Origin of the sequence: Lacunimicrobium album (genome assembly GCF_052161635.1) — a bacterium.
Classification (GTDB): domain Bacteria; phylum Planctomycetota; class Planctomycetia; order Planctomycetales; family Planctomycetaceae; genus SXPC01.
In genome coordinates, this window is sequence record NZ_CP197413.1 from 3,724,847 (window position 1) to 3,747,363 (window position 22,517).

Here is a 22,517-nt window from a genome sequence, read left to right on the forward strand (position 1 = left end):
ATGTTTCATCATTACCTCGCGATCGCCCTGACCGGTCTGTCTGCCCTGCTCCTGCTGGCAGCCACACCCCGTTCACAGACTGACCAGCAGATCTTGAAAGAGATCGAGGCGATGTCCGAGCCGGAACGCGCCCGGCTGATGAAAAATTACGATCGCTTCCAGAAACTGCCAGCCGATCAGCAAGCCAGATACCGAGCCCTCGCCGCAGAAATTGCGTCATCCAGCCAGTATCAAGACACCATGGACACCTACTTCCGCTGGGCCGACAATCTGGTCTCCGACCCCTACGCCCGCGCCAGCCTCGCGCAACAGACCGATCCAGTCAAACGGGTCATCCGAGTCGACCAGCTTGTCGAAGAACAACAGCGCGACATGCTCCGCAGCCACGACATGCAGGAACTCCAACTCGAGCACCTGCTTCACTTCGACAAACTCCAGGTCGATCGCTATCTCCCGTTTACCCACGATCTCCCCATCATCTCCGAAGCGGACTTCGACAAACTGCTCGAGACCATCGCAGCGAACTCGAATATCCCGGAAGCCGAACGTCGCGAATTCTCCAAACTGACAACGGTCCGACGCGCCGTCGCCATCCTCAAAGCCAGCCAGGCCGCCACAAAAGCCGAAGCAGGCGATGCAGCCGACGGCAATTGGCCCAGTGAGCAGCTAATGCAGAAGATCGGCGATCAAGTCAAAGGTGTTATCCCGCGTTGGAATCGTGGCTGGGATCGAGACGGAAAAGCCGACTGGACCCGACCGATCAAGCAGCGCCGCGTGCAGATGTTCGTCATCAAGAACCTGCTGGCATACGAAACCGTCCGACTTCTGAAATCCAATACAGCCGACTCGGAAGAACTCGAAGCCTTCGTCGCCCGCCAGAATGATGATGAACTCAAACGTCCCGAGCGCGACGAAACCCCCGAACAATACCGCGCCGAAGTCATCTTCATGTATCTGATCAAGAATAAACCCGATCAGGTGAAGACCATCTTCGACGAGCCCGACACGGCCCAGCTTCTGGCCGACTGGAAACGCAACTTCGACCGCATCGGCGAGGACTTCCTCTTCCGCGGCGGTCGAGGCGGCGGCGATGGACGAGAAGATCGCGGTAACTTCCGCCCGGGCGGCGGCCCAGGAGGTCCCGGCGGACCCATCGGCGGCCCCATCGGAGGCCCAGGCGGCGGCCCCGGAAGACAGGGCGGCGAACGCCGCAACGGCGACGGCCCCAACCCCGACCGACGCCCCAACGGCAACAACCCACCAAACGCCGAACCCTTCCGCTAACACCTGCGACGCGTGTGCCACGGCTGTGCCAGCCGTGCCGAGTTTCAAATTTGACATGGGAACGAAATCCCACGACCGTCCCCACATTCCACGTTTCGATTCCCCCCTGCGAGCCGACGATGCCCTTCTCCGCCCCCACGACAACGCCCATGAAACACACGATCGGCTTCATCGGTGCCGGCAAAATGGCGACCGCGATGTGTCGAGGTTTCGTCAACGCAGGGCTGGCAGACCCGCAAACCATCGTCGCCAGCGCTCGACACGAATCGTCTCGAAGTCGTTTTTCAACCGACACAGGCTGCCCCACCGTCTCACAGAATATCGACGTCATCGCGACCAGCGAGATCGTCTTCCTCTCCGTCAAACCCGCTCAAATCGTGGCTGTCTGCAAAGAAATTGCCCCGAAGATTGATATCAAACGCCACTTGATCGTCTCCGTAGCTGCGGGCGTCAAGATCGCATCCATGGAAGCCGCCCTCCCCGCCCAAACGCCCGTGATCCGCGTCATGCCCAACACACCCTGCCTGGTCGAAGCCGGGGCCATGGGCGTTTCTCACGGCGGTTCAGTGTCACCCGAACAACTCCAACTCGTCACAGAGCTATTAGAAAGCGTCGGCCTGGTCGCGAAAGTCCCGGAATCGCTGATTGACGCCGTGACCGGTTTGTCAGGCTCGGGACCAGCCTATGTCTTCCAGATCATCGAAGCCCTCAGCGATGCAGGCGTTCGGGTCGGATTACCTCGGGACCTCTCGACGCAACTCGCCGCCCAGACGTTATATGGCGCAGCGAAGATGGTTCTGGAGACAGGTGAACACCCCGCTGTCTTAAAAGACGGCGTGACCAGCCCGGGCGGAACGACGATCGCAGGCCTGGCAGCGCTCGAAGCCGGCGGACTTCGGGCGGCTTTGTATAATGCTGTTTACGCAGCAACCAACCGCTCGAAAGAGCTTTCCTGACTGCTGATCAGGCATTCTCTTAACGTCAAAGCCAGCCGATTGTTCCGAAAAGTTCGGCGACACCGACAATCACGTCCAACATCCGTTGTGAAGATGTCGTAAATCCTTGGCGAGTGGATTGATTGCCCGCTTGCCCACGGGTATTCTGGAAAATCGACTTGCGGCGATGCCGCTCCAATTCTGCCTTTCTTCGCCTGATATCGTTTTTTCACAGGTCTGTGGCTCATGAATTTTGCTGCTTACGCCCCTCTGCTGGCTCAAGAAACTGGGAATACGTCCCTGTTGTGGCCCATCGTTGTTTCAGTGGCTGTGGTTGCCATCATTTTCGCCTTCAATCCACTGACTCAGGCCGGCGTGATCGCCCGGGCCACCCTGAAAGAAGCCATCCGCCAGCCCATCTACGCCATGCTGATGCTGGTAGCCGTCCTGATTCTCCTGGTCAATACCTGGGTCCCGTTCTTCTCTCTTGGCGAAGACACCAAGATGTATAAGGACTGCGGACTCGCGACCCTCCTGATCAGTTCGATCCTGCTGTCTGTCTGGACCGCCAGCTTCAGTATTGCCGACGAAATCGACGGCAAAACCGCCATGACCCTGCTCTCAAAACCAATCACCCGACGCCAGTTTATCCTCGGTAAATACCTGGGGATCCTCCAGGCTGTCCTCTGGCTGCTGATTCCACTCACCATCGCCTTCCTTGCTTTGACCTACTACAAAGTCGGTTACGACAGCAAAGAATCAGGCGCCAAAACCCTCGACTTCTTCGTCTGGCAGGCCCAGGTCCTTGGACCTGTGACGATTGACTGGCCACAACTGCTCCCCGAACGCCTCGCGGAAGTCAAGAACATCATTCCTGGCGTGATCCTGATCTTCCTGGAAACAGCAGTCCTGGCAGCGATCAGCGTCGTGATTTCGACTCGCCTGCCGATGATCGTCAACATGGTCGCCTGCTTTGCGATCTTCGTCGTCGGTCACCTCACCCCCGTCATCGTCGCTGCTGCTGGCAATTCCCCCAATCTGGAATTCGTCCCCTTCATCGCCCAGCTTTCAGCGACCGTTCTCCCGACGCTCGAGAACTTCAATATGTCGGCTCCAATTGCCACCGGACGCATGGTCCCCGCTGACTACCTCGGCTATTCCGCGATCTACTGCCTGTCTTACTGCTGTGCAGCAATCCTGATGGCCTTCATCCTGTTCGAAGACCGCGACCTGGCGTAACCTGACCCCGCCCAATACCTTAAGAACACAAAGGTCTCGAAGCATTCCGCTTCGAGGCCTTTTTTCATAGGTTCTCTGTTGGCCAATGGGCAGTTCGGGTTGTCCCAACCCGGACGGCGAAGCCGCAAGAAACACGGCCAACTGCGCGTTGAACGTCTATTCTGCCACCCTTCGCAACTTCCGCACCGCGCACGCAAAAAGCCGCCTCGAAAACGGGCGGCTTTTTCATCGTTACTTGCTGAACCAATCAGGCTGAGCCTGACGTCAACTTACGCAGCCTTGGCGGCGAATGTTCTCTTCAGCAGGGCGTTCAGGCGGCTTTTCAGACGGCTGGCAGTGTTGGCGTGAACCAGGTTCTTCGCTGAGGCTTGGTCCAGACGTTTTTGAACCATGATAAAAGCCTTCTTGGCTTCGTCCTGATTGCCATCAGCAGCCAGAGTGCGGACACGCTTAATCAGCGTGCGGAGCATGGAGCGCTTAGAACGGTTTTCCAAACGGCGTTTTTCGGCTTTGCGGAGACCGCGTTTAGCTGTGTTCGTATTCGGCATCGAAACAAATCCTGAAATTGATCGAACGGGCCACAAAAGAAGCCAAATTGCTTCTCCGGGCCACGGTTAAGCTCGGTGGAGAACCGGGAAACGAATAGAAATACCAGAAATTTTGCCAATTTTCCAGTCACCGGGCTCGGTGGATCTGAAAAATGCGCCAGCCGCTGCCCAGCAGACAGTTTCTGGCCTAACCACCGCCCCCTTGAAGTCGTTCCAGACGGGCTCGGACGTCTTTGTAGTTGTAATCGTGAGCCAGGATTTCTGAGTAGGAATCCTCTGCGGCTGATTTGTTGCCCGCTTTCTCTTCGATTCGACCGACGTAATAGTGGACTTCCTTGAAGACCTCCGGCTTCTCATCGTGACGCAGATTCGGCAGCGCTTTCTTAAACTGTCGAAGCGCCATCGGCGGGCGGTTGTCCTGAATGAAGCATTTCCCAAGGGCAACGAGGGCTTCGACTTCCAGACGCTGGTCATTGGACGCCGCCTGCAGCAGAGGGATGGCTTCCGCCCACATGGCTTTGTGTCGATAACGGCGGGCCAGCTCGAATTTCAGACGCATATCAGCGGGATAACGCTTCACACGAGTGGAATAAACGCTGATTTCCCGATCCAGCAGTTCCTCCGCTTTTTTATTGGCGAATGCGGTGAGCTCTTCATCCTTGGGATTCTGAATCGCTTCATTTTTGAAGCTCTTCACTTCAGCCCCCAGCTTGGCGAGCTGCATGTCTTCGATGAATTCCTTGATGTTGACGTTGCCGCCCGCTTTTTCATCGGCCTTCGTGTAATACTCGATGGCATCATCGAAGCGGTCCAGACGACGATAGAAATCGCCCAACTTCAGGTACAGATCCTTGTTATTGGGCTCTTTGCGGATCGCATTGAGAATGTCGTGCTCCTCGGATTGCCCCGGACCATCGACCTCGTCGGTCTTCTTCTGATTGCGTCCCAGACGTCGAGCCACTTCGTGGTCGGGGAGATGAGCGACGTCTTTTGTCGAAGTCGCGATGTCGTAGCCACCGTCATCGATGGTTCGCATCGACTCGAGGTGCGTGATTTTGGTGCGTGCCTCGAAGGCCTGTGGGTCAAGCTTCTGGATACGACGCCAGATCGCCGCCGCGTTTTTGTATTCCCCTTTTTCTTCGAGCAGATTGGCCAGCAGGGTGTTGAATTTGATGCTGTCCGGATCTGCCTGGACCGCTGCTTCCATCAGAAATTTACCGACTTCCTCATAGCCACGTCGCATGCAGGATTCGGCAGCATCAGCGTTGAGTTGAGCATCCCACGGATTCAGATAGAGACCTTCTTCGCAGGCATGGTCGACGGCATCCCATTCGCCTTTGCCTTTGTGCTTGGAGACCTTGCCACGGATGCCCATGAGCTTGGTCTTGGCCATCATGCCAGCACCTTTTTTGTTCTGGTTGTACTTCCGATATTCGGCACCGCGCAGCGACTGACGATACGCCAGATTGTCCGGCCGGAACTGCACGGACTTCATAAACATCTCAACGGCGTAGTCCCAGTTTTCTGCGTTGAAGGCTTTCGAACCTGTCTGCCAGCATTTTTTGGCAATTTCGTCATGATCCATCGACATAGTAGACATCTCACCGGTACCTGAAACAAAGCAATCACGCTGCAACAAAGTGACTATACCATAGTACGCCCAATGTGTCCCCGTCGATAGATCGACGACGACAGATCGACGGAGAAAGTCGTGATTGAGAGTCCGAACGTAAAGCCTTTACCGGGATTGGAGTTATCGCCAGCGTTTCAGGTCTTCGTACGCATATGGGGTGGCTGGGGTCAGGATCGTTGGCTGACCCCAGAATGTGCGTTCAATTGCGAATGAACTGAACCCTGCCCCCAGCCACCCCTCGTTATTGCGGACAATCAATGCTTGAAGTGTCGTCGGGACGTGGTCAGCATCGCGATGCCGTGTTCGTTACAGGCGTCGATGACTTGTGGGTCATTCTTGGAGCCGCCCGGTTGAATGGCGGCTTTGATGCCGGCTTTGGCGGCCTGATCGATGCCGTCGCGGAACGGGAAGAAGGCATCCGACGCGACGACTCCCCCCTGGCAGCGTTCGCCGGATTTCGTCGCAGCGATCCATGAGGAGTCGAGCCGGCTCATCTGCCCTGCCCCGACACCTGTAATGGCACCGTTCTTCGCGAAGACGATGGCGTTGGATTTGACGTGCTTACTGACCAGCCAGGCAAAACGCAGGTCGGTCAGTTCCTGTTCGGTTGGCTGACGCTCGGTGACGCATTGCCACTGGTCTTCGGGATCTGGGAGCAGGTCCCGATCCTGAACGAGCAAGCCGCCCGAGACGCGTCGGTATTCCAGAGCGGGGGCGATGGGCAGATTCATATCGGCACAGGACAGCAGACGGACGTTGTTCCGCCATTTGGGCTTGGTCGTCAGAAGCTGAAAGGCATCCTCATCAAAGGCGGGGGCAATGATGGCTTCAATGAAACGTCCCGGCTCGCACATCCGCTCTGCGGTCGCGAGGTCGACCGAGCGGTTGATGCCGATGATGGAACCAAAGGCAGAGACGGGATCACCTTCGTAAGCGGCGTCAAAGGCTGTCGAAAGAGCCGCATTGATGGCACAGCCGCAGGGGTTATTGTGCTTGAGAATCGCGACCGCTGGGTCGGCGAATTCCCGGACAAGCAGCAAGGCGGCGTCGAGATCGAGCAGGTTGTTGTAGGAGAGTTCCTTGCCGTGGAGGATTTTAGCGGTCGCGAGGCTGCCTGCCGGCGGGTTGGACTCGACGTAGAAGGCAGCCGACTGGTGGGGATTCTCGCCGTAGCGCAGGCCCTGCTGCTTTTTGACGGTGATCTGCAGCGACGCGGGGTAGTCGTTGGCGTTAGCGTCTGACTTTGATTCGTCGTAGTTGATCGACTTGAAGTAATCGACGATGCCTGCATCATAAGCGGCGGTCATCTCGAACGCAGCGAGCATCAGCTTCTTGCGAAGGGTCTCCGGGAGCTTGCCAGCGTTGAGAGCGGCGAGGACTTCGTCGTACTGCGACGGCTGGGTAACGATGCCAATATAATGGTGATTCTTGGCAGCCGAGCGGACCATGCTGGGGCCGCCGATATCGATGTTCTCGATGGCGTCTTCGAGCGTCACACCAGGTTTGGAAACGGTTTGGGCGAATGGGTACAAATTCACCACCACCAGTTCAAACGGAATGATGCCGTGGGCTTTGATCGCGTCGGCGTCGCTGGCGAGGTCGGGGCGGCCGAGGATGGCGCCGTGGACCTTGGGGTGCAGGGTTTTGACGCGACCATCCATGATTTCCGGGAAACCGGTGTAGTCAGAAACGTCGATGACGTTCAGGCCCGCGTTCTTGAGGAACTTGCTGGTGCCACCAGTCGAGAGGATCTCAAAGCCCAGAGCAGCAAGGCCTTGCGCGAATTCGGCCAGGCCGGTTTTATCAGACACAGAGATGAGAGCGCGACGAGTCATGAGCGTATTCCTTAGTTGCAATCCAGCCAAAAGGCCATCGTAACGCGGGGAATGGTGAGCTTCAACGCAGCGCCGTGATGGCTGGGAGGGAGGCCTAAACAACGACAGAGAATACGAACCACGGATAAACACGGATTCACACAGATAAATTAGAGAACTCAGCGTATTAGATTTGCCGGGGTTCTTATCCGTGTTTCTTCGTGTTCATCCGTGGCTTGATCATTACTGTAAGGGGGGTGGGACGACCAGGGGTGCCCATTCCCCCTGACCGGAACTTGAGAGGTTTTGTGGACCTGCGTGGGGAAACGGGACGATGGTGAATGTGGGCGCGGATATGCGCTGTGAAATGCTGTTGTGACATGGACGTCGTTTGAGTTTGTTCCTCTTCTCTGTCTCTCCAATCGTCCATGGCACGTGCTTCGAAAAAGAAATCGACGCCTCCAGCCGCTGAGCCGGAAACGCCAGCCGGGTCGTGGCGCGATGCGCTGTTTCGCCCGATCGTGCTGTTCTGGATGGCGATGATCTGCTTTGCCCCCCTGGGTTACATGACGCTGCGAAAGATGCAGTCGCGCATGATGAACAGCCCGCAGTTCCAGGTTGATGAGACGTCTATTGTCTGGAAAAATCTGCCCGAGACCTTGCCCGAGGGCTGGGCTGACCGGACAGCTGCGAATCTGCTTGGCGATAAAAAACTCTCGGTCGCTGATCCGAAACTGACGCAAGAGATTGGCGAGAAACTGGCTCAATTGCCGTGGGTGAAGTCCGTCAAGAAAGTCTCCATCGTTTACCCGCATCAGGTGCATATTGATGTCGAGGTACGACAGCCAGTCGCGATGATCCAGATTAAGACCGGTTACTACCCTGTTGACGAAGAGGGGATCCTGCTCCCGCCAACGGACTTTTCCCAGAACGACGTGCAGAAGTTTCCCGTGGTGCTAAATCCGGAATCATTGCCGCAAGGTCCTGCCGGTATCTTCTGGGGCGATCCTGCCATCAAAGGAGCTGCGAAACTGGCCCAGATTCTTGGCAAGAAACTGCCGGGCTCGGAACAGCCAACCGCGTGGAAAGAATTCCGTCTGAAATCGATCACGTTGTACCGCCCGCAGTCTTCGACCTCTCCCAACGGTGATGTCAACTATGCCCTCATTGCAGAAGGCGGAACACAGTTTTTGTGGGGCCTTGGACCGGGTCATGAACATCCCAAAGAACCATCGGCTGAGAACAAGCTGAAACGACTCGCTCACTTCGTCAAAGACTTCGGCAGCCCCTCGGGTTACCCGCAACCTCTAGAAGTTGACTTGCGTGGCTGGCAGGAGATCACGTACCAGCCGATTTCCCGCGACAAAGAGAAGCGACTGTCAGGCGGGAAAGAGCCGTATTAATTCAGTCATGAGTCGTGAGGCAGGAGCCGGGGAAATTGTAAGGCCCTCGGGGGTATCGCGACCCTCCTGATGCGAAAGAATCGCATATCAGGTTGGAACTGCGCGCTCTGCTTGGGGAAATGGCGGGCATTTCGCAGAAAAGATATAGCCAACACTCTTTGACACGGCCATCATTGATAAGATGGGATTTCCTGTCTGATTTGATGGAGCGAAGATTCTCAGTCTCGCGAGATCTCGTAAGAAGCCCACACCATGATGACCCTCGATGCTTACCGACGTATTTACCCGCTCAACTCCTGGTACAAGACGAATGCCTGGCAGATCGTCCTTGGGGGGCTTCTCAGCGCCGCCCTGCTGATTGTCCAGGTGGGATGTTTTTACCTGATTGTGGACCTGCTGCATCATCAGGGGCGTCTTTCCGTCACGAACTCAAATCTGCCGCGACTCAGCGTCATCGCACAGCCTGAGAATATTGGGCTCGATGAAGCGAACCTGAAGAACGCCGATGCGGAACCGGGCGAAAAAGAATTCGTCGAAACTGGAATTCTCCCTGCCGTCTGGATCGCGCGTGACAAGCCCTGGGGACCGTTGTTCCAATGGCTGTATCAGAATGTGGCTCCTCTGAGAAATAACACGCAGGCCCTCTTCGCGCTGGCGGTTACGATGGCGCTCGCGGGGATTCTGCGCGGGATGTTGCATGCTCGCTCGCGGATGGTCGCGTATCGAGTCGCCTTTCAGCTGATCAACAACTGGCGACGAACGCTGCACCGTCAGGCACTCCGTCTGGGGCAATCTGATCTGACGGGCGATGTGGAAAACCATGCCGTCAATCTCTTCACCAAGGAACTCGATGAACTCAAAGCCGGCATTGCGCAATCGCTGATGGCGTGGGGACGTCATCCGATCAGCCTCGTCGTGTTGTTCACCCTCGCGCTGCTCATCAACTGGCGTCTGGCGGTTCAATCGATCGTCCCGCTGCTCGGCTGCTGGTGGATCATTCAACGCGAAATCCGACGGACCGAACGCCAGAAAGTGATCGCCATTCACGAAGCCGACCGCCAGATGAATCAGTTCGCTGAAGGACTAAAGAAAAGCCGGCTGGTCAAAGGCTATGGCATGGAAGACTTCGAAACCGAACGCTTCCAGAAACAACTGACCGATCACGAACGCTCGTCCATCAAACAACAACTCGGCGAAAGTTTCTCGCTGTGGATGACCCGCGCAGTGGGTCTGCTGTGCGTCACGATGGTCCTCTTCCTGATGGGGGCGAAGGTTCTCCTCGCGGAAGACCATCCTCAGGCGATGCCGATCGCGACCGGCATCACCTTCCTGCTGATCTTCGCCGCCATGTTCCGACCATGGGAAGAACTCGCCGCGACCTACACCCGTTATCGTGAGATGCAAAAATACGCGGTTCACCTGCAGTCGTTCCTGGGTCTCATTCCGGAAGTCAGCCAGGCGGTCGGGGCGAAATTCCTCGATCCGCTGTCTCGCAATATCGCGCTCGAGAACGTCACTTACCAGCACCCGACAGATCGCGATCGTCGACTACTCAATGCCTTGACGTTGACGATCAAGGCCGGCCAGACAACTGCTGTTGTGTCGACCGATCCCATCGAAGCCAAAGCCTTGCTCTCGCTGCTGCCTCGGTTCATCGAGCCGACGGAGGGACGCATTCTGTTCGACAATGAAGACATCGCCTGGGTGACGCTGGAGTCGCTGCGGGCGGAGTGTGTCTACGTCAGCGGGAAAGATGCTGCGTTCTCCGGATCGGTCCTTGAGAACCTGACCTGCGGCCAGGAGAAGATCACGCTCAACGAAGCCGCCGAGGCTGCCAAGCTGGCGCATGCTCACAACTTCATCACGAAGCTCCCCTTCGGCTACGAGACCCCCATCGGCGAACTCGGCGAGAAACTCGACGCCGGCCAGCTGTTCCGACTCTCCTTAGCCCGGGCGGCTCTCCGTAAGCCCGCGTTACTTATTATCGAAGAGCCGGAAGTACGTCTGGATGAGCAGGTCAAGTCGCTGATTGACGATGCCTATCAGCGTCTGTTCAAGGGGCGAACCGTCATCATTCTCCCATCGCGTCTGTCGACATTGAAGCGCTGCGAAAACGTGATCTTCCTCAATCAGGGGCACGTCGAAGCCCAGGGCAAACACCCCGACCTGCTGCAGAAAAGCCCGCTGTATTGCCACTGGGAGTACATGCGGTTCAATGCATTTCGGCATCAGGTCGCGAAGACTGCACCAACCCTCGTCGGCACAACGTAGTCCAGAGATTTGTTGTGTGTGTGCCACGGCCGTGCCGGCCGTGTGAGTGCTCATTAGACGTCCAGCTTGAACTCGGCACGGCTGACACAGCCGTGGCACACGGGAGTAAAGAGTCGCGTGGTTCGCGATCAGCCGTCGATGTGTTACAGTCGACGTTTTTATGGTCCGCACAGCGGACCCTACTTGTGGTCTCTTCGTGATAAGTTTGGCTGATGTCGCTTCTTCTTGAACATGCTCTTCGCGTTGCTGCGTTTCATCATCAGGGGCAGGTGCGCAAAGGGGGGCAGCTGCCTTACATCATTCATCCGACGTCGGTCGCGATGATTCTGGCGCAGAATGGCTATGAAGACGACATCCTCGCGGCAGCTCTTTTGCACGATGTCCTCGAAGATACCAACTGCACCGAAGAGCAACTTAGGCAGACGTTTCCCGAGCATATCGTCGAGTGGGTCATTCACCTCTCGGAGATCAAGCAGGATGCTCAGGGTGAAAAGATTCCCTGGAAACTCCGCAAGCAAATGCACCTGGAGCGGATTCGCAGTTCTGACTGGCAGGTTCGCGCCGTCAAGCTAGGGGATAAGATCCACAACATGCAGTCGATTGTCTTCGACCTCGTCAACGGCATTGATGCCTGGTCGGTCTTCAATGCGCCGCCGGAAGAAGTCGTCTGGTATTACCGCGAAGCCCTCGCTGCCTGCCACCCAGATGCAGAGCAACTCAAGCCGCTGGTGAAGATCGCCAAGCGGTTGATTGGGGAGTTGACGGAATTGTTACCGAAGGGTTGAGCAAACTTCATGACGTGCAGTGGGTGGCTGAGGCGTTCAATCACGTGTGTCTCTGCAGACGGAGCCAAATAGCGATTTTGAGAATCGCCATCTGCACAGGCAGCTAATCTTCGCTCGAAAAGAGAACCGAAAAAACGAACAGAGAAAGAATTCACCACAGAGTCACGGAGAACACGGAGCAAGAGAGAAAAAGAAGACACTTTTTGATTCAAAACTCCGTGACCTCCGTGCCTCTGTGGTAAACCTGTTTTTGGTTTTGGATTCATTCGTTTTCGTCTGTTCGATATTCAACGGGCTGCTAACGTCGAAAAGGTATCAGCGCCCAGAGTCGTTTGTCGCGCAGGTAGATGCCCAGCCAGACGAGCACACCGATGATGATCTGGACGAAGAAGGGGTCACCGACTCGCCAGTGTGTGCAGATGGCTCCGCCCATGTAGCCAGTCAGGAGAATCGCTCCGAGGATCGCTGTCTGGGGAATGAGATAAATGACGACGCAAATTGCTTCCAGGACGCCAAGCGGCGGAGTGTGGGCGGGGGTCAGTCCGAGGTGATCTAACGCCTTCACCGTATCCTCATTGACGGGCGTGAACTTCAGGCCGGCGCTAGCCAGCAGGGCAAGACCGACGAGCCCGGTGATCACCCAGCCCGTGATGTAAACAGCCTTCCCTGGCTTCTTCGAATTGACAACGACGGGTTCAGACATGGTTCCATCTTCCTGGTTTTGATGCGGTTCAAAGATCTGTAGGGTCCGCTGTGCGGACCGTTAATTCGCGTCACTGTCAGAAGATCCAAACGTTGTTGTCTTCAACCGCAGTAAACCGCGATCAGGATTCAACGCCGATTGACGGTCCGCACAGCGGACCCTACACGAGCTTAGCCCTGCATCGCAGCTGGGTCCATCCAGACGTATTCCCAGATGTGGCTGTCGAGATCCTGGAAGCAGCGTGAATACATGAAGCCGTAGTCGGTCGGTTCGCGGAATTCTTTCGCACCGGCTTTCAGAGCCAGATCGAGCGTGGCGTTAAGTTCGTCTTTGCTTTCACAGGCGAAACAGTTGAGGACTTCGGTTGTCTTGGAAGCATCCGCGATCGGGTTCGGCGAGAACTCCTTGAACTTGGCATGGGTCAGCAGCATGACAAAAATCTGTTCGCTGACGACCATACAGGCTGCGGTTTCGTCAGTGAATTGCGGGTTATTCTTCCAGCCAAGGGCTTCGAAGAATTTCATCGAGGCTGCGAGATCTTTGACGGGCAGGTTGACGAAAATCATCTTGGACATGAGAGGGACTCCTGTGTTGTCGGTTCGTTGTTTTGTGTTTGAATGGATCTTCCACTTCTGGTCGAGTGGAAGACAAGGCTTTCGACAACGAACTGGAAAATATTTTGATTGAGTTTGCGCGAGCAGCTGTCTCTACTAGGTAAACGAAATCCAACCACCAGGAGGGCGAAACTCCGCGTTGCGAAAACCGAATGATCAATGAATCGTGTGCCACGGCTGACACAGCCGTGGCACACAGGGAACGGCGTCGATTCACTGATGTGATGTTGCAACGCGGGACAGCGGCTCGGACGGAGCCTCGCCCTCCCGCATTCTCTAGCTGAGGACCCGACGATGCGCTACGGACTCTTCATTGCCTTGCCCCTGATGGCCTGCCTGCTCTCCCCTCCCCTGCCGTTGTCGGGCCAGCAACTTCGCATAGGAGCTGTCTTTGAAGAGCCGGAGGCCAGGCGATTCGTCGCATCATTAGCGGAGAAGAATCAGACACAGGAACAATGGGCCGAGCGTTCCAAGGTCATTCGTCAGCACATCAAATCGACCTTGGGACTCAATCACCCACCAACGCCCTGCGACCTCTCCCCCCTCGTCACCGCGGCACACAGATTCGATGGCTACAGCGTCGATAATGTTGCGATTCAAACACTCCCCGGCTTCTGGCTGACAGGAAATCTCTATCGTCCCAACGAACCCGGCAAGTCGATCCCCGGCATTCTCTCGCCACATGGTCACTGGAAAGATGGACGGACACGGGAAGATCAACAGAAACTCTCCGCTGCTCTCGCCCGGGCAGGTGCAGTTGTCTTTTCTTACGATATGGTCGGCTTCGAAGAGTCACGTCCTGTCGATCACAAGCATCCTCAGGTTCTCAAGCTGCAAACCTATAACAGCATTCGGGCCCTCGACTATCTCTGCTCGATGCCCAACATTGATCAAACCCGCCTGGGCTGCACCGGTGCTTCCGGCGGTGCAACGCAGACGTTTTTATTGGCGGCGGTCGATGACCGACTGGATGTCTCGGTCCCCGTCTGTCAGGTCTCGGCTCACTATTACGGCGGCTGCGTTTGTGAATCCGGCCTGCCAATCCATGTCGGCCCGCAGCATGAAACCGATAACGTCGAGATCGCCGCCAGCTTTGCTCCCAAGCCGCAGTTGATCGTCTCCAACGGGCAGGACTGGACGAAAAATTCCCCTGAGGTCGAGTTCCCTTTCATCAAGCGGATCTACGAACTCAACAAGGCGAGCGATCAGGTCGAACATGCCCACTTCGCCAGTGAAGGCCACGACTACGGCCCCTCCAAGCGGACGGCGGCGGTCTTGTTTTTGTGCAAGCATCTGGGACTGCAGCCGCAGATGTCGGAGAATGGTGACCTCGATCTGTCGTTCGTAACGATCCAGCCGACGGAGGATCTGAAGGTCTTCCCGAACGATGGCGATCGACCAGCCAATACGGCCAAATCCGCTGACGAAGTCTTTCACTCCTTGACACCAGCGAGCGAATCGGATGATTCAGCTGATTGAATCCGTCGGCGATCTGCGCACCAAGACGACATTCATTGATCCATTTGGTGCGGTTCGCAAAGCCTCACCAGCACCCTACGCGGAATGATCGTACGACGGTCCGGTTATTTCAGCTTGCGTGGTTCGGGAGCGGGAGGCAGGAGGAGAGGTTGCTCGTGGGAGACGGGCTTGGTCGATTTGGTTTCGAAGTTGTGGTAACGGTTATCCATGGTTGAGCGAGCTGCGGGCTTGGTGTAGACCGCTGTCTTCGAAGTGGTCGCCGGCTTGGCAGAGCTGGCCCATTCGTGTTCGGTTGGCGAGGAGATTTGCGGAGGAGCCAACGACTGAACAGTCGCTGTTGTTTTGGGAGCAGCCATTGGTTTGGCAACTTGTGCCTCTTCCCAGGTCGGAGGCAGCATGAGGCCTTCGCTGTCCGTCTGCTGCGGTGGCTTCAGGCTGACATTTCCATCAGGAATCGGGCGTGGTTGAGAGAACTCATCTTCATTGTTCGGCATCGGCATGTTTGACGCTGGCGGAGCTGGTGCATCGTCGCTGCTGGGACGCTGACGGAATGTTGGCTGAGGATTGGCGTCAGCGGGCACGCTGCCTTCCATGATCTCGCCGTTCAGTGTTGCACCGTTGTTATCACGAGCAGGGACTGGTGGAGCAAAATGCTGGCCGCCGTATTCAGGGTATGACTGAGTCATGCCCCCATTATCATGAATTACGTCGCCTTCGATGACCTGGCCATCCATCATTTCGCCTTCGACTGGTCCGCCGTCGTAAGTCATCTGACGCTGGTTCATGGCAGAGCCGCTGGCTTTTTGACAGTGTGGGCAGGTCTGCGGGTTATGGCCATGGTCAACGACATGCGTATCGCCGTCTTCGTAAATGACGTCCCCTTCCACAACCTGACCATCAACCATTTCGCCGTCAGCCATTTCGCCTTCATAGACGACATCGCCTTCGATCACTTCACCTTCGTAGCTGCTGTTCATCGCGAACTGGTCGCCGCGACAGATCGGACAGCCGCAGTTGAGGGCATGGACTTCGCCATTTTTGAAGTGACGTCGTTTCTCACGACACCGTGGACAGTCGCAGGCTTTCTTGCCGAACCTCTTCTTCCAGCCGGCTTTGAACTTTTGAGTCCAGCTGACCTTGTGATGGTTCTGATGATATCGCTCATGATAGCTGTAATTGCCATAAGGCATGCCCATGGTTGGCTCAGGCGTGCCATAGATGACTCCATCGTTAAAATAATCATCGCTACATTGGCCATCTTCGCATCCCCCGCTGACATCGCAACCGCCAGTAAAGCAGTTGCCACTCATGGTCGGCGGAACGTAGGTTCGCATCACCATGGGAGGACGAGAGACGGTCGAGCAGGTCCTGATGGGGGCACAGCTGATCGGAGCACAATTCATAGGAGCACAGCCGCCATTCTGCATTCCGTACAGAGTCGGCAGATCATTGACGCAGCTGCCGTAGTTCATCCCGGAGGTATAGAAACCACCGCCACAGGGGTCATAGCAGGCGTTGTAACCACAGGGGTCGTAACAGCAGCAGCCTGACAACGCGGCCAGCAACAGCGGCAACACGCAAGACAGCAGGGAGTGACGATGAGCGACTGGAGTATTTGAAGGCATGATCGGCTCGGGTCCGGTTAGGAAAGATACGTCGACTTTGACGGTTCTTCCTTCTGTATCGGCAGCCGATTTAGCTCAAGTTGAGACCTTCTTCGAAAACTTTAAACTTTTTCAGGAAAATGCTCTGACTTTTCTACAATTTTTTCGAAGGCAGAAAGATTCCTGTTTCCAAAGCGATTCAATGCCAGGGACAGAAGACTGGAACGCAGAGCTCGCGGAGGGAAGCAGAGGGCGCGGAGAGAAAACGAAAATGCTGTTCAAAGCAGAGGCAGCAGATGATGCGATGAAGGAGATTCGAGAGGCTCGAAACCGAAAAACCTCTCATACGAATCGCAATTTAAACCAGCGCATTTACAAAAGTCGTGCCATGCTCACAGCTTTGGGTGAGCATGCTGCTTCGTTTGACGTTGGCGCGTTCAGAACATGCTTGCCCAAAGCTGCAAGCATGGCACGTTGAGAAGAAGACTCGCAGAATCAAGGGTGATCAGTATTACTCTGCGATCTCCGCTCAACTCTGTTCTCTCTGCGTTCCAGTCTCCCGGATTTACGTCTGCAGTCTTAATCCACGGTATGGATCATCAAGACATCGTGGCCTTCAGCTGACCAGATCGAGTCGAGGATCAGTGCGATCTTGCTGCCGTGTTTGAGGATGCCGTTGGACTTGCCCCATTCGAGAACCGTCGACAGCACGGCCTTGGGATCGTTCTCCTGGATGTCGGCGAAATGTGGGTACACGCCCCAGACCATGCAGAGCTTACGAGAGGTTTCGAGTTCCTTCGTAATGGCCAGAACGGGCATCGGGTGACGCTGCTTAGACATCGAAAGCGCCGTCCGTCCTGACTTCGTGATAACGACAATCAGGTCAGCCTGCAGTTGAGAGGCGGCTGTTCCCGCAGCCAGGGTCATGGCTTCCGTGACTTCCAGAGCCTTGCGTCCTGGCTGAATCCGAGCATCGATGAAATTACGCGTCGCCAGCAGCGTCTCGGCTTCCATGACGATTCGACGCATCACTTCGACGGTTCGCACGGGGAATTTACCGACAGCCGTTTCACCTGAAAGCATGACGGCATCGGTGCCATCGAGAACGGCGTTGGCAACGTCGGTAGCTTCTGCGCGGGTCGGGAAAGGGGAGTGCTGCATGCTGTCGAGCATCTGGGTCGCGGTAATGACCGGAACGCGGGCTTCGCCGCACTTCTTGATGATCAGTTTCTGCAGGATCGGCACTTTGACGATATCGGCTTCAACGCCCAGATCGCCTCGAGCCACCATGACGACGTCGGACTCTTCAAGAATCCCATCGAGTTCCTGGATGGCTTCGAGTTTCTCGATTTTGGCAACGATTTGTGGAATGTGCTTGTCGGAGACAATCTTCTGGAGATCTTCGATCGTCTGTCGCAGGTGTCTCAGGTCTTCTGCTCGACGGACAAAGCTCAATGAGACGAAGTCGATGCGGTGTGCCAAGGCCCAGGCGAGGTCATCACGATCCTTTTCGGTCAAAGAGGGCGTGCGCAGATTCACGCCCGGCAGGTTGATTCCCTGCTTGGAGCGGATGAGTCCGGGGTGCTCGACAATACAGACAGCCCGCCCCTCGTCGGCATACTTCTCGACCACCCGCATGCCGACGTTCCCATCAGCCAGAAGAACCGGGTCGCCAGGATTCAAGTCGTCAATCAAATACTCATAGGTGCAGTTGAGCTTGGTGACGTCGCCACCCGTGCTGCCTTTCACGAATTCGAAGCGAGAGCCCAGCAGACAGTCAATCTCATCGTTAGGCAGCTTGCCCAGACGAATCTTGGGGCCCGAGAGATCCCCAAGGATCGCCACCGGTTTGCTCAGCTCGGCTGATAACTCACGAATCAATTGCAGGACGCTGCCGTGCTGCTCGTGGGTTCCGTGAGCAAAGTTGAGACGGAAGACGTTCACTCCCGCAAGTATCAAAGCTTTCAGCTGTTCACGGGAGGAAGTCGCTGGACCAATCGTCGCGACAATCTTGGTTTTCGGAACAGAGGCGGTCTTTGCTTCGGGGTGTGAGCTCATCTTGAGAATCCTTGCCAACGTATGGGACGGCGCGGCCTGCGCAAAAAACAGAATCCTGCCAGTGCTCCGTCATCACCAGAAACACCGACATGTTATGTTCTGTCAGATCCAGAATATACGGAGCAAGCACACCCCTGACAAACGCGGACAGGTCAATCTGGTATCAAATCAGGCAGACTGCATATCAACTGGTTGCGATATGTTCCACTTCCTGACGCGGAAATCGACCGAAAAGGTCAACTACTTCTTCTTTTCTTCCGGCTTGGGGCGGTACTTCTCAAACAACTTCTGGTTCTGAGGTTCGAGAGCTTCCCCGACAGCCGCGACAGGGACCCTGCCTTTGATGGAGACCTTGTTCGGCTGGAGACACTTCTGATCGTTACAGGCCTGGTAATGCAGCTGCATATCAAGTGACTCAGTTTTGCCAGCTGCTTCCGCAGGTGCAGTGATCTTGCCAAAGATCGCGAATTCCCCTTCATAGACGTGGACCGGCTCATCAATGCCATCCATCTTGATCGTGCCGGCTTTGGGATACTTCAGCTGATCGACCTTGCTTCCTTCGGTGGCAACGAGTTTGAATTCCGTAGGAATTAGGTAATCAGGGTTGGCAGGGTTAGAATTGATATGCCATGGCTTTTGCACTTGAACGACAATCAATACTTCTACAGGCTGACCAGGCGCGAGTTTTGACGCAGCCATAAAAGTCTTGACCGTGACGAGTGATGGCTCGGCAGGCGCCTGGGCATTGGCTGGTGTAACGAAGAGCGTCGACAACATTCCAAATGCAAGTACTGCGATGACTGATACGACGGATTTCATCCGTAAATCTCCTGATCAAAATGAATAACTCCAATGGCTTCCATCTTAAGGCACCCATCAACTTGAGACGAGGCTACTTTTGCGACATCCCTGCCATCAAGCCAAAAATCACGACTGACAAGATGTCAGGCTTGACGACCATTTTCACCTGAATGCACACATTGCACACGGCGTAAAAATACCCGTCTGCTCCATTTTCAATATTTTCCCTAAAGACGGATGACACGAAGTTCTCATATTAGTTAATCGTTAAGTCATGCAAGTTTCCCCTGCATCTCAAGTCGTCCGCCCCCCATACCGAAACTGAACTGAGCCAGTTTGTCTCATTTTGCGTCTTAAACCACGACGAGAAAGCCTTTTATGCCACCGCGTCGACGTCCTGTGAGCGATTCCCCCGCCATGCCGCGGGGAGAAGAGGCGCAAGGCGATTCGCTGCAAAACTTCGTGTTTTACCTGGAACGCGAATGCGGCATGTCTGGAAATACCGTCTCAGCTTACCGCACAGACACAAAGCGTTTTTTAGGATGGCATCGTCAAAACAAGCTTGGCCTGTTCTCCCAGTTACCGTTGTCAGCGTTTCGTGATTACCTGAAACACCTGCACGAGCAGAATTTCGCCACGACGACAATTGCCCGCCATCTTGTTTCCTTAAAGATGTTTTTTCGCTATCTAGTTCTGGAAGGCCAGCTGACGGAAAGCATCGTCGACTTATTAAACTCGCCTAAGCTTTGGCAGTATCTCCCCAAGGTCCTCAGTCCGGAGAAAGTGGACGAACTGTTGTCTGCCCCGGGTCCGACGGATCGCTTTCCACTCAGAGACCGGGCCCTCTTGTGCCTGCTTTACGCGACCGGCTGCCGGGCTTCGGAAGTTTCTTCCTTGAATTTGAACAGTATTTCGCTGGAGGAAGGCTTCTGTCGCGTGATTGGAAAAGGAGACAAGGAGCGCCTGGTTTCATTGAACGGGGTTGCTCGGGCTGCTCTGGAAGCTTATCTGGAGCACGAACGACCTCTGTTGACGACGAAAGCAGGCAGCGAGGTTCTCCTGGTCAACCGATCCGGACGTGGACTCAGTCGCATTGTGATCTGGAAGCTGGTCACGAAGTACGCACAGAGAATTGGCTGCGGTGAAGGCGTCAGTCCCCACACCCTGCGCCATAGCTTTGCCACGCATATGCTGGCCGGTGGAGCCGAAATTCGTGCCCTCCAGGAACTGATGGGCCATGCCAGTATTCGAACGACGCAGATCTATACGCACGTAGAAAACAGCCGCCTGAAAGCCATTCACAAGAAATTCCACCCACGCGGGTGAGTGAATTCAACAATTTATGAAATATTTAGGAATCCTCAAGATTGACAAAGGATTTCTCTCAACAGATAACACTAGTTAACTCAGGGCCTTTTTGCTACTTATGTTGTTAGCTGTTTAGCATTTAAGCGTATAATTCATTCGCTGTGAAAGCTAATAAGCTGGTGAACAACACCACCAACTGCATGCAGAACTTTGTTGCAGCGCAAGAAAGCCCTGGGTGGTTCTCCTCCCCTGATTGACCTCCCCTTTCGTGACCCATCAAACATTTGACGTGAAGCGGGTCCGTTATGCCGAAGAAAAAGCCCATGCCAGCCGCTAAAGCGAAGGTGACACCTTCCAGCAATTTGACTCCTCAATTAGCGAAGACAGTCGACGAGTACATTGAACGACTCGGTGACTGGCGAGGAGAAATCGTCGGCGAATTACGGGAACTGGTGACATCCACGATTCCCAAAGCCGAGGAGTCGATCAAGTGGGGCCAGCCTGTTTATGAACTCAATGGCCCCTTCTGTTTTATCAAAGCATTTCGCAATCAGGTCAACTTCGGCTTCTGGCGTGGCGATCAGGTCGCTGACCCGAAGAAACTGCTTGAGAAATCCATGGATCGCATGCGGCATGTCAAACTGACGGACATTGCCCAGATTCAGAAGCCACAGTTTCGCGAACTACTCAAGTCAGCAGTGAAGCTGAATAAAGAACTAGGTGATCCAACTAAACGCTCCTAGCCATGTGTAGCTAGATTCACTCAACAAGTGACATATAAATACACTACACATTATCTATTTGCCTAGCCCCCCTTTTCGGCGGCAAAGAATATCGTTCCTAATGATTCCCTTTTTCATTCGATAGGCCGCTACTTTTCGACCTGATCGAAATGTGCTACCTTCAGATCATGAACGAGGCCGAAAAGATCCTTCACCTGACCGAATCTCAGCTGCAGTCCATCGATGGTTTTGTGTTTGATTGCGATGGGACGCTGGCTGACTCGATGCCCCCGCATTTTCGTGCCTGGGCTGCGATATCCAGCGAATATGGGTTCGATTTCGACGAAGATCGCTTTTACGCATTAGGTGGCTGGCCCACCCACAAAGTCGCTGCCCTTCTCATTTCCGAGACTGGTGTCGACCACGACATCAAAGCCATCTCGGACAAGAAGGAAGCCTTGTTCGTCGAGCTGATGCACACCGTTCGCCCGATCGAGCCCATGGTCGAACTCGTCAAAAGACTGCACGGCGTTCGACCGATGGCTGTCGCGACCGGGGGAATCCCGTCACTGTGCTACCCGCTGCTCAAGCAGATCGGGATTTTTGAGTGTTTCGACGCCATTGTGACGTCACTGGATGTCGAGCACGGCAAGCCTGCTCCCGACATCTTCCTGGAAGCAGCCCGGCGGATTGGTGCTGACCCGACGAAGTGCATGGCCTATGAAGACGTCGATCCCGGAATTATCGCTGCGAAGGCCGCCGGGATGAAAGTGATCGATGTCCGCCAGTTTTATCAGCCGGAACGAATCACGCCTCCCAAGTCTATGTAAGGCGGAATGTCAAGAGAGGCAATTGTGGCGATCACAATTGCTGCTGCATTTCCAACAGACTAAGATGCCGCTCATCACTTCCCGTTCCCCAAGGAATCTAAGATGAGTTCGACCGGCACAACATGGCGCAGTCTGTTTGAAAACTGGCCCGATGCAATGCCTAAACAAGCCATGCTCGTCACGACTTTTGGCGAAACGATCCCGTTTGTGAACTTCATGATTTCGGGTGGGATCCTGCTTGTCGAGCGCGATAAGCCTGACAGCACGAATGCCCGGAAGGTTATGATCGCTTACGACAACATCGCCGCTATCAAGCTGACAACGACCGCTGAGCTGTCGCGGTTTCAGGTGATGGGATTTCAGAATCCGCTGTGAGGCATCGCGTAGGGTCCGCTGTGCAGATCGTTAATGCGGATTAAGATCAGAGAAGGTGAGTGTTAGCTCCAGACACTTGATCGTTGTGCCGAAGATGCTTGTCGATTAACG

Annotated in this window: 20 protein-coding genes; 12 read left to right on the top strand and 8 right to left on the bottom strand. The window is 55.2% G+C overall.

The window, feature by feature from the left end:
* The 3 genes from SH248x_RS14865 (at position 1) to SH248x_RS14875 (ending at position 3,458) form a co-directional block, all read left to right on the top strand.
* Entirely contained in the window at positions 1-1,284 is a 1,284-nt protein-coding gene (locus SH248x_RS14865; RefSeq protein WP_459555079.1) for a hypothetical protein, read from the top strand.
* 149 nt (positions 1,285-1,433) lie between these two features.
* Positions 1,434-2,240, top strand: coding sequence for a pyrroline-5-carboxylate reductase family protein (gene proC, locus SH248x_RS14870; RefSeq protein WP_459555080.1), 807 nt, complete (start codon positions 1,434-1,436; stop codon positions 2,238-2,240).
* Positions 2,241-2,465: 225 nt separating this feature from the next.
* Positions 2,466-3,458, top strand: coding sequence for an ABC transporter permease (locus SH248x_RS14875; RefSeq protein WP_459555081.1), 993 nt, complete (start codon positions 2,466-2,468; stop codon positions 3,456-3,458).
* A gap of 269 nt (positions 3,459-3,727) precedes the next feature.
* On the opposite strand, the gene rpsT is transcribed toward SH248x_RS14875, so the two are convergent.
* From rpsT to purH, 3 genes are all read right to left on the bottom strand, one after another.
* Entirely contained in the window at positions 3,728-4,006 is a 279-nt protein-coding gene (gene rpsT / locus SH248x_RS14880; protein ID WP_459555082.1) for a 30S ribosomal protein S20, read from the bottom strand.
* Between the two features lie 187 nt (positions 4,007-4,193).
* The gene (locus SH248x_RS14885; protein ID WP_459555083.1) at positions 4,194-5,606 is read right to left on the bottom strand and encodes a tetratricopeptide repeat protein; all 1,413 of its coding nucleotides are present in this window, start codon (positions 5,604-5,606) and stop codon (positions 4,194-4,196) included.
* 287 nt (positions 5,607-5,893) lie between these two features.
* Entirely contained in the window at positions 5,894-7,474 is a 1,581-nt protein-coding gene (purH, locus tag SH248x_RS14890; protein ID WP_459555084.1) for a bifunctional phosphoribosylaminoimidazolecarboxamide formyltransferase/inosine monophosphate cyclohydrolase, read from the bottom strand.
* A gap of 407 nt (positions 7,475-7,881) precedes the next feature.
* On the opposite strand from purH, the gene SH248x_RS14895 reads away from it, so the two are divergent.
* The 3 genes from SH248x_RS14895 to SH248x_RS14905 all read left to right on the top strand — a co-directional run bounded on the left by SH248x_RS14895 (position 7,882) and on the right by SH248x_RS14905 (position 11,912).
* Positions 7,882-8,856, top strand: coding sequence for a cell division protein FtsQ/DivIB (locus SH248x_RS14895; protein ID WP_459555085.1), 975 nt, complete (start codon positions 7,882-7,884; stop codon positions 8,854-8,856).
* Between the two features lie 252 nt (positions 8,857-9,108).
* Complete coding sequence (locus tag SH248x_RS14900) at positions 9,109-11,127, top strand: ABC transporter ATP-binding protein (RefSeq protein ID WP_459555086.1); 2,019 nt, start codon at positions 9,109-9,111, stop codon at positions 11,125-11,127.
* Between the two features lie 212 nt (positions 11,128-11,339).
* A complete protein-coding gene (locus SH248x_RS14905) occupies positions 11,340-11,912 on the top strand; it encodes an HD domain-containing protein (protein ID WP_459555087.1) in 573 nt (190 codons plus the stop codon).
* A gap of 298 nt (positions 11,913-12,210) precedes the next feature.
* Here SH248x_RS14905 and SH248x_RS14910 read toward each other — a convergent pair whose 3' ends face one another.
* Positions 12,211-12,615, bottom strand: a complete 405-nt coding sequence (locus tag SH248x_RS14910; RefSeq protein WP_459555088.1) for a DoxX family protein — start codon at positions 12,613-12,615, stop codon at positions 12,211-12,213.
* 170 nt (positions 12,616-12,785) lie between these two features.
* Positions 12,786-13,190, bottom strand: a complete 405-nt coding sequence (locus tag SH248x_RS14915; RefSeq protein ID WP_459555089.1) for a VOC family protein — start codon at positions 13,188-13,190, stop codon at positions 12,786-12,788.
* Between the two features lie 333 nt (positions 13,191-13,523).
* Here SH248x_RS14915 and SH248x_RS14920 point away from each other — a divergent pair, with 333 nt between their 5' ends.
* Positions 13,524-14,708, top strand: a complete 1,185-nt coding sequence (locus SH248x_RS14920; protein ID WP_459555090.1) for an alpha/beta hydrolase family protein — start codon at positions 13,524-13,526, stop codon at positions 14,706-14,708.
* Positions 14,709-14,812: 104 nt separating this feature from the next.
* Here SH248x_RS14920 and SH248x_RS14925 read toward each other — a convergent pair whose 3' ends face one another.
* The gene (locus SH248x_RS14925; RefSeq protein ID WP_459555091.1) at positions 14,813-16,333 is read right to left on the bottom strand and encodes a hypothetical protein; all 1,521 of its coding nucleotides are present in this window, start codon (positions 16,331-16,333) and stop codon (positions 14,813-14,815) included.
* Between SH248x_RS14925 and SH248x_RS14930 the strand changes: the two genes are divergently transcribed.
* Entirely contained in the window at positions 16,332-16,790 is a 459-nt protein-coding gene (locus SH248x_RS14930) for a hypothetical protein (protein ID WP_459555092.1), read from the top strand. The two genes, SH248x_RS14925 and SH248x_RS14930, sit on opposite strands and share 2 nt — an antisense overlap.
* A gap of 101 nt (positions 16,791-16,891) precedes the next feature.
* Here the strand turns inward: SH248x_RS14930 and pyk are convergent, their stop codons facing one another.
* The gene (pyk, locus tag SH248x_RS14935; protein WP_459555093.1) at positions 16,892-18,370 is read right to left on the bottom strand and encodes a pyruvate kinase; all 1,479 of its coding nucleotides are present in this window, start codon (positions 18,368-18,370) and stop codon (positions 16,892-16,894) included.
* A gap of 240 nt (positions 18,371-18,610) precedes the next feature.
* Positions 18,611-19,189, bottom strand: a complete 579-nt coding sequence (locus SH248x_RS14940; RefSeq protein ID WP_459555094.1) for a protein-disulfide reductase DsbD domain-containing protein — start codon at positions 19,187-19,189, stop codon at positions 18,611-18,613.
* Positions 19,190-19,549: 360 nt separating this feature from the next.
* Between SH248x_RS14940 and SH248x_RS14945 the strand changes: the two genes are divergently transcribed.
* From SH248x_RS14945 to SH248x_RS14960, 4 genes are all read left to right on the top strand, one after another.
* On the top strand, positions 19,550-20,497 hold the full coding sequence (locus SH248x_RS14945; RefSeq protein ID WP_459555095.1) for a site-specific tyrosine recombinase: 948 nt from the start codon (positions 19,550-19,552) through the stop codon (positions 20,495-20,497).
* Between the two features lie 305 nt (positions 20,498-20,802).
* Positions 20,803-21,222: a DUF1801 domain-containing protein gene (locus SH248x_RS14950; protein ID WP_459555096.1), complete on the top strand. Its 420-nt coding sequence runs from the start codon at positions 20,803-20,805 to the stop codon at positions 21,220-21,222.
* 167 nt (positions 21,223-21,389) lie between these two features.
* The gene (locus SH248x_RS14955; RefSeq protein ID WP_459555097.1) at positions 21,390-22,031 is read left to right on the top strand and encodes an HAD family hydrolase; all 642 of its coding nucleotides are present in this window, start codon (positions 21,390-21,392) and stop codon (positions 22,029-22,031) included.
* Positions 22,032-22,133: 102 nt separating this feature from the next.
* Positions 22,134-22,406 carry a hypothetical protein gene (locus SH248x_RS14960; RefSeq protein ID WP_459555099.1) on the top strand — a complete coding sequence of 91 codons (273 nt, stop codon included), beginning with the start codon at positions 22,134-22,136 and terminating at the stop codon, positions 22,404-22,406.
* Positions 22,407-22,517: the final 111 nt, after the last annotated feature.

Bases quoted from the DNA above. Each gene is read 5' to 3' on its own strand.
- rpsT (WP_459555082.1), bottom strand. From the start codon at position 4,006: ATGCCGAATACGAACACAGCTAAACGCGGTCTCCGCAAAGCCGAAAAA.
- SH248x_RS14895 (WP_459555085.1), top strand. From the start codon at position 7,882: ATGGCACGTGCTTCGAAAAAGAAATCGACGCCTCCAGCCGCTGAGCCG.
- SH248x_RS14865 (WP_459555079.1), top strand. From the start codon at position 1: ATGTTTCATCATTACCTCGCGATCGCCCTGACCGGTCTGTCTGCCCTG.
- pyk (WP_459555093.1), bottom strand. From the start codon at position 18,370: ATGAGCTCACACCCCGAAGCAAAGACCGCCTCTGTTCCGAAAACCAAG.
- SH248x_RS14920 (WP_459555090.1), top strand. From the start codon at position 13,524: ATGCGCTACGGACTCTTCATTGCCTTGCCCCTGATGGCCTGCCTGCTC.
- SH248x_RS14905 (WP_459555087.1), top strand. From the start codon at position 11,340: ATGTCGCTTCTTCTTGAACATGCTCTTCGCGTTGCTGCGTTTCATCAT.
- SH248x_RS14945 (WP_459555095.1), top strand. From the start codon at position 19,550: ATGCCACCGCGTCGACGTCCTGTGAGCGATTCCCCCGCCATGCCGCGG.
- SH248x_RS14955 (WP_459555097.1), top strand. From the start codon at position 21,390: ATGAACGAGGCCGAAAAGATCCTTCACCTGACCGAATCTCAGCTGCAG.
- SH248x_RS14940 (WP_459555094.1), bottom strand. From the start codon at position 19,189: ATGAAATCCGTCGTATCAGTCATCGCAGTACTTGCATTTGGAATGTTG.
- SH248x_RS14950 (WP_459555096.1), top strand. From the start codon at position 20,803: ATGCCAGCCGCTAAAGCGAAGGTGACACCTTCCAGCAATTTGACTCCT.
- SH248x_RS14900 (WP_459555086.1), top strand. From the start codon at position 9,109: ATGATGACCCTCGATGCTTACCGACGTATTTACCCGCTCAACTCCTGG.
- SH248x_RS14910 (WP_459555088.1), bottom strand. From the start codon at position 12,615: ATGTCTGAACCCGTCGTTGTCAATTCGAAGAAGCCAGGGAAGGCTGTT.
- SH248x_RS14875 (WP_459555081.1), top strand. From the start codon at position 2,466: ATGAATTTTGCTGCTTACGCCCCTCTGCTGGCTCAAGAAACTGGGAAT.
- SH248x_RS14960 (WP_459555099.1), top strand. From the start codon at position 22,134: ATGAGTTCGACCGGCACAACATGGCGCAGTCTGTTTGAAAACTGGCCC.
- purH (WP_459555084.1), bottom strand. From the start codon at position 7,474: ATGACTCGTCGCGCTCTCATCTCTGTGTCTGATAAAACCGGCCTGGCC.
- SH248x_RS14925 (WP_459555091.1), bottom strand. From the start codon at position 16,333: ATGCCTTCAAATACTCCAGTCGCTCATCGTCACTCCCTGCTGTCTTGC.
- proC (WP_459555080.1), top strand. From the start codon at position 1,434: ATGAAACACACGATCGGCTTCATCGGTGCCGGCAAAATGGCGACCGCG.
- SH248x_RS14930 (WP_459555092.1), top strand. From the start codon at position 16,332: ATGATCGGCTCGGGTCCGGTTAGGAAAGATACGTCGACTTTGACGGTT.
- SH248x_RS14915 (WP_459555089.1), bottom strand. From the start codon at position 13,190: ATGTCCAAGATGATTTTCGTCAACCTGCCCGTCAAAGATCTCGCAGCC.
- SH248x_RS14885 (WP_459555083.1), bottom strand. From the start codon at position 5,606: ATGTCTACTATGTCGATGGATCATGACGAAATTGCCAAAAAATGCTGG.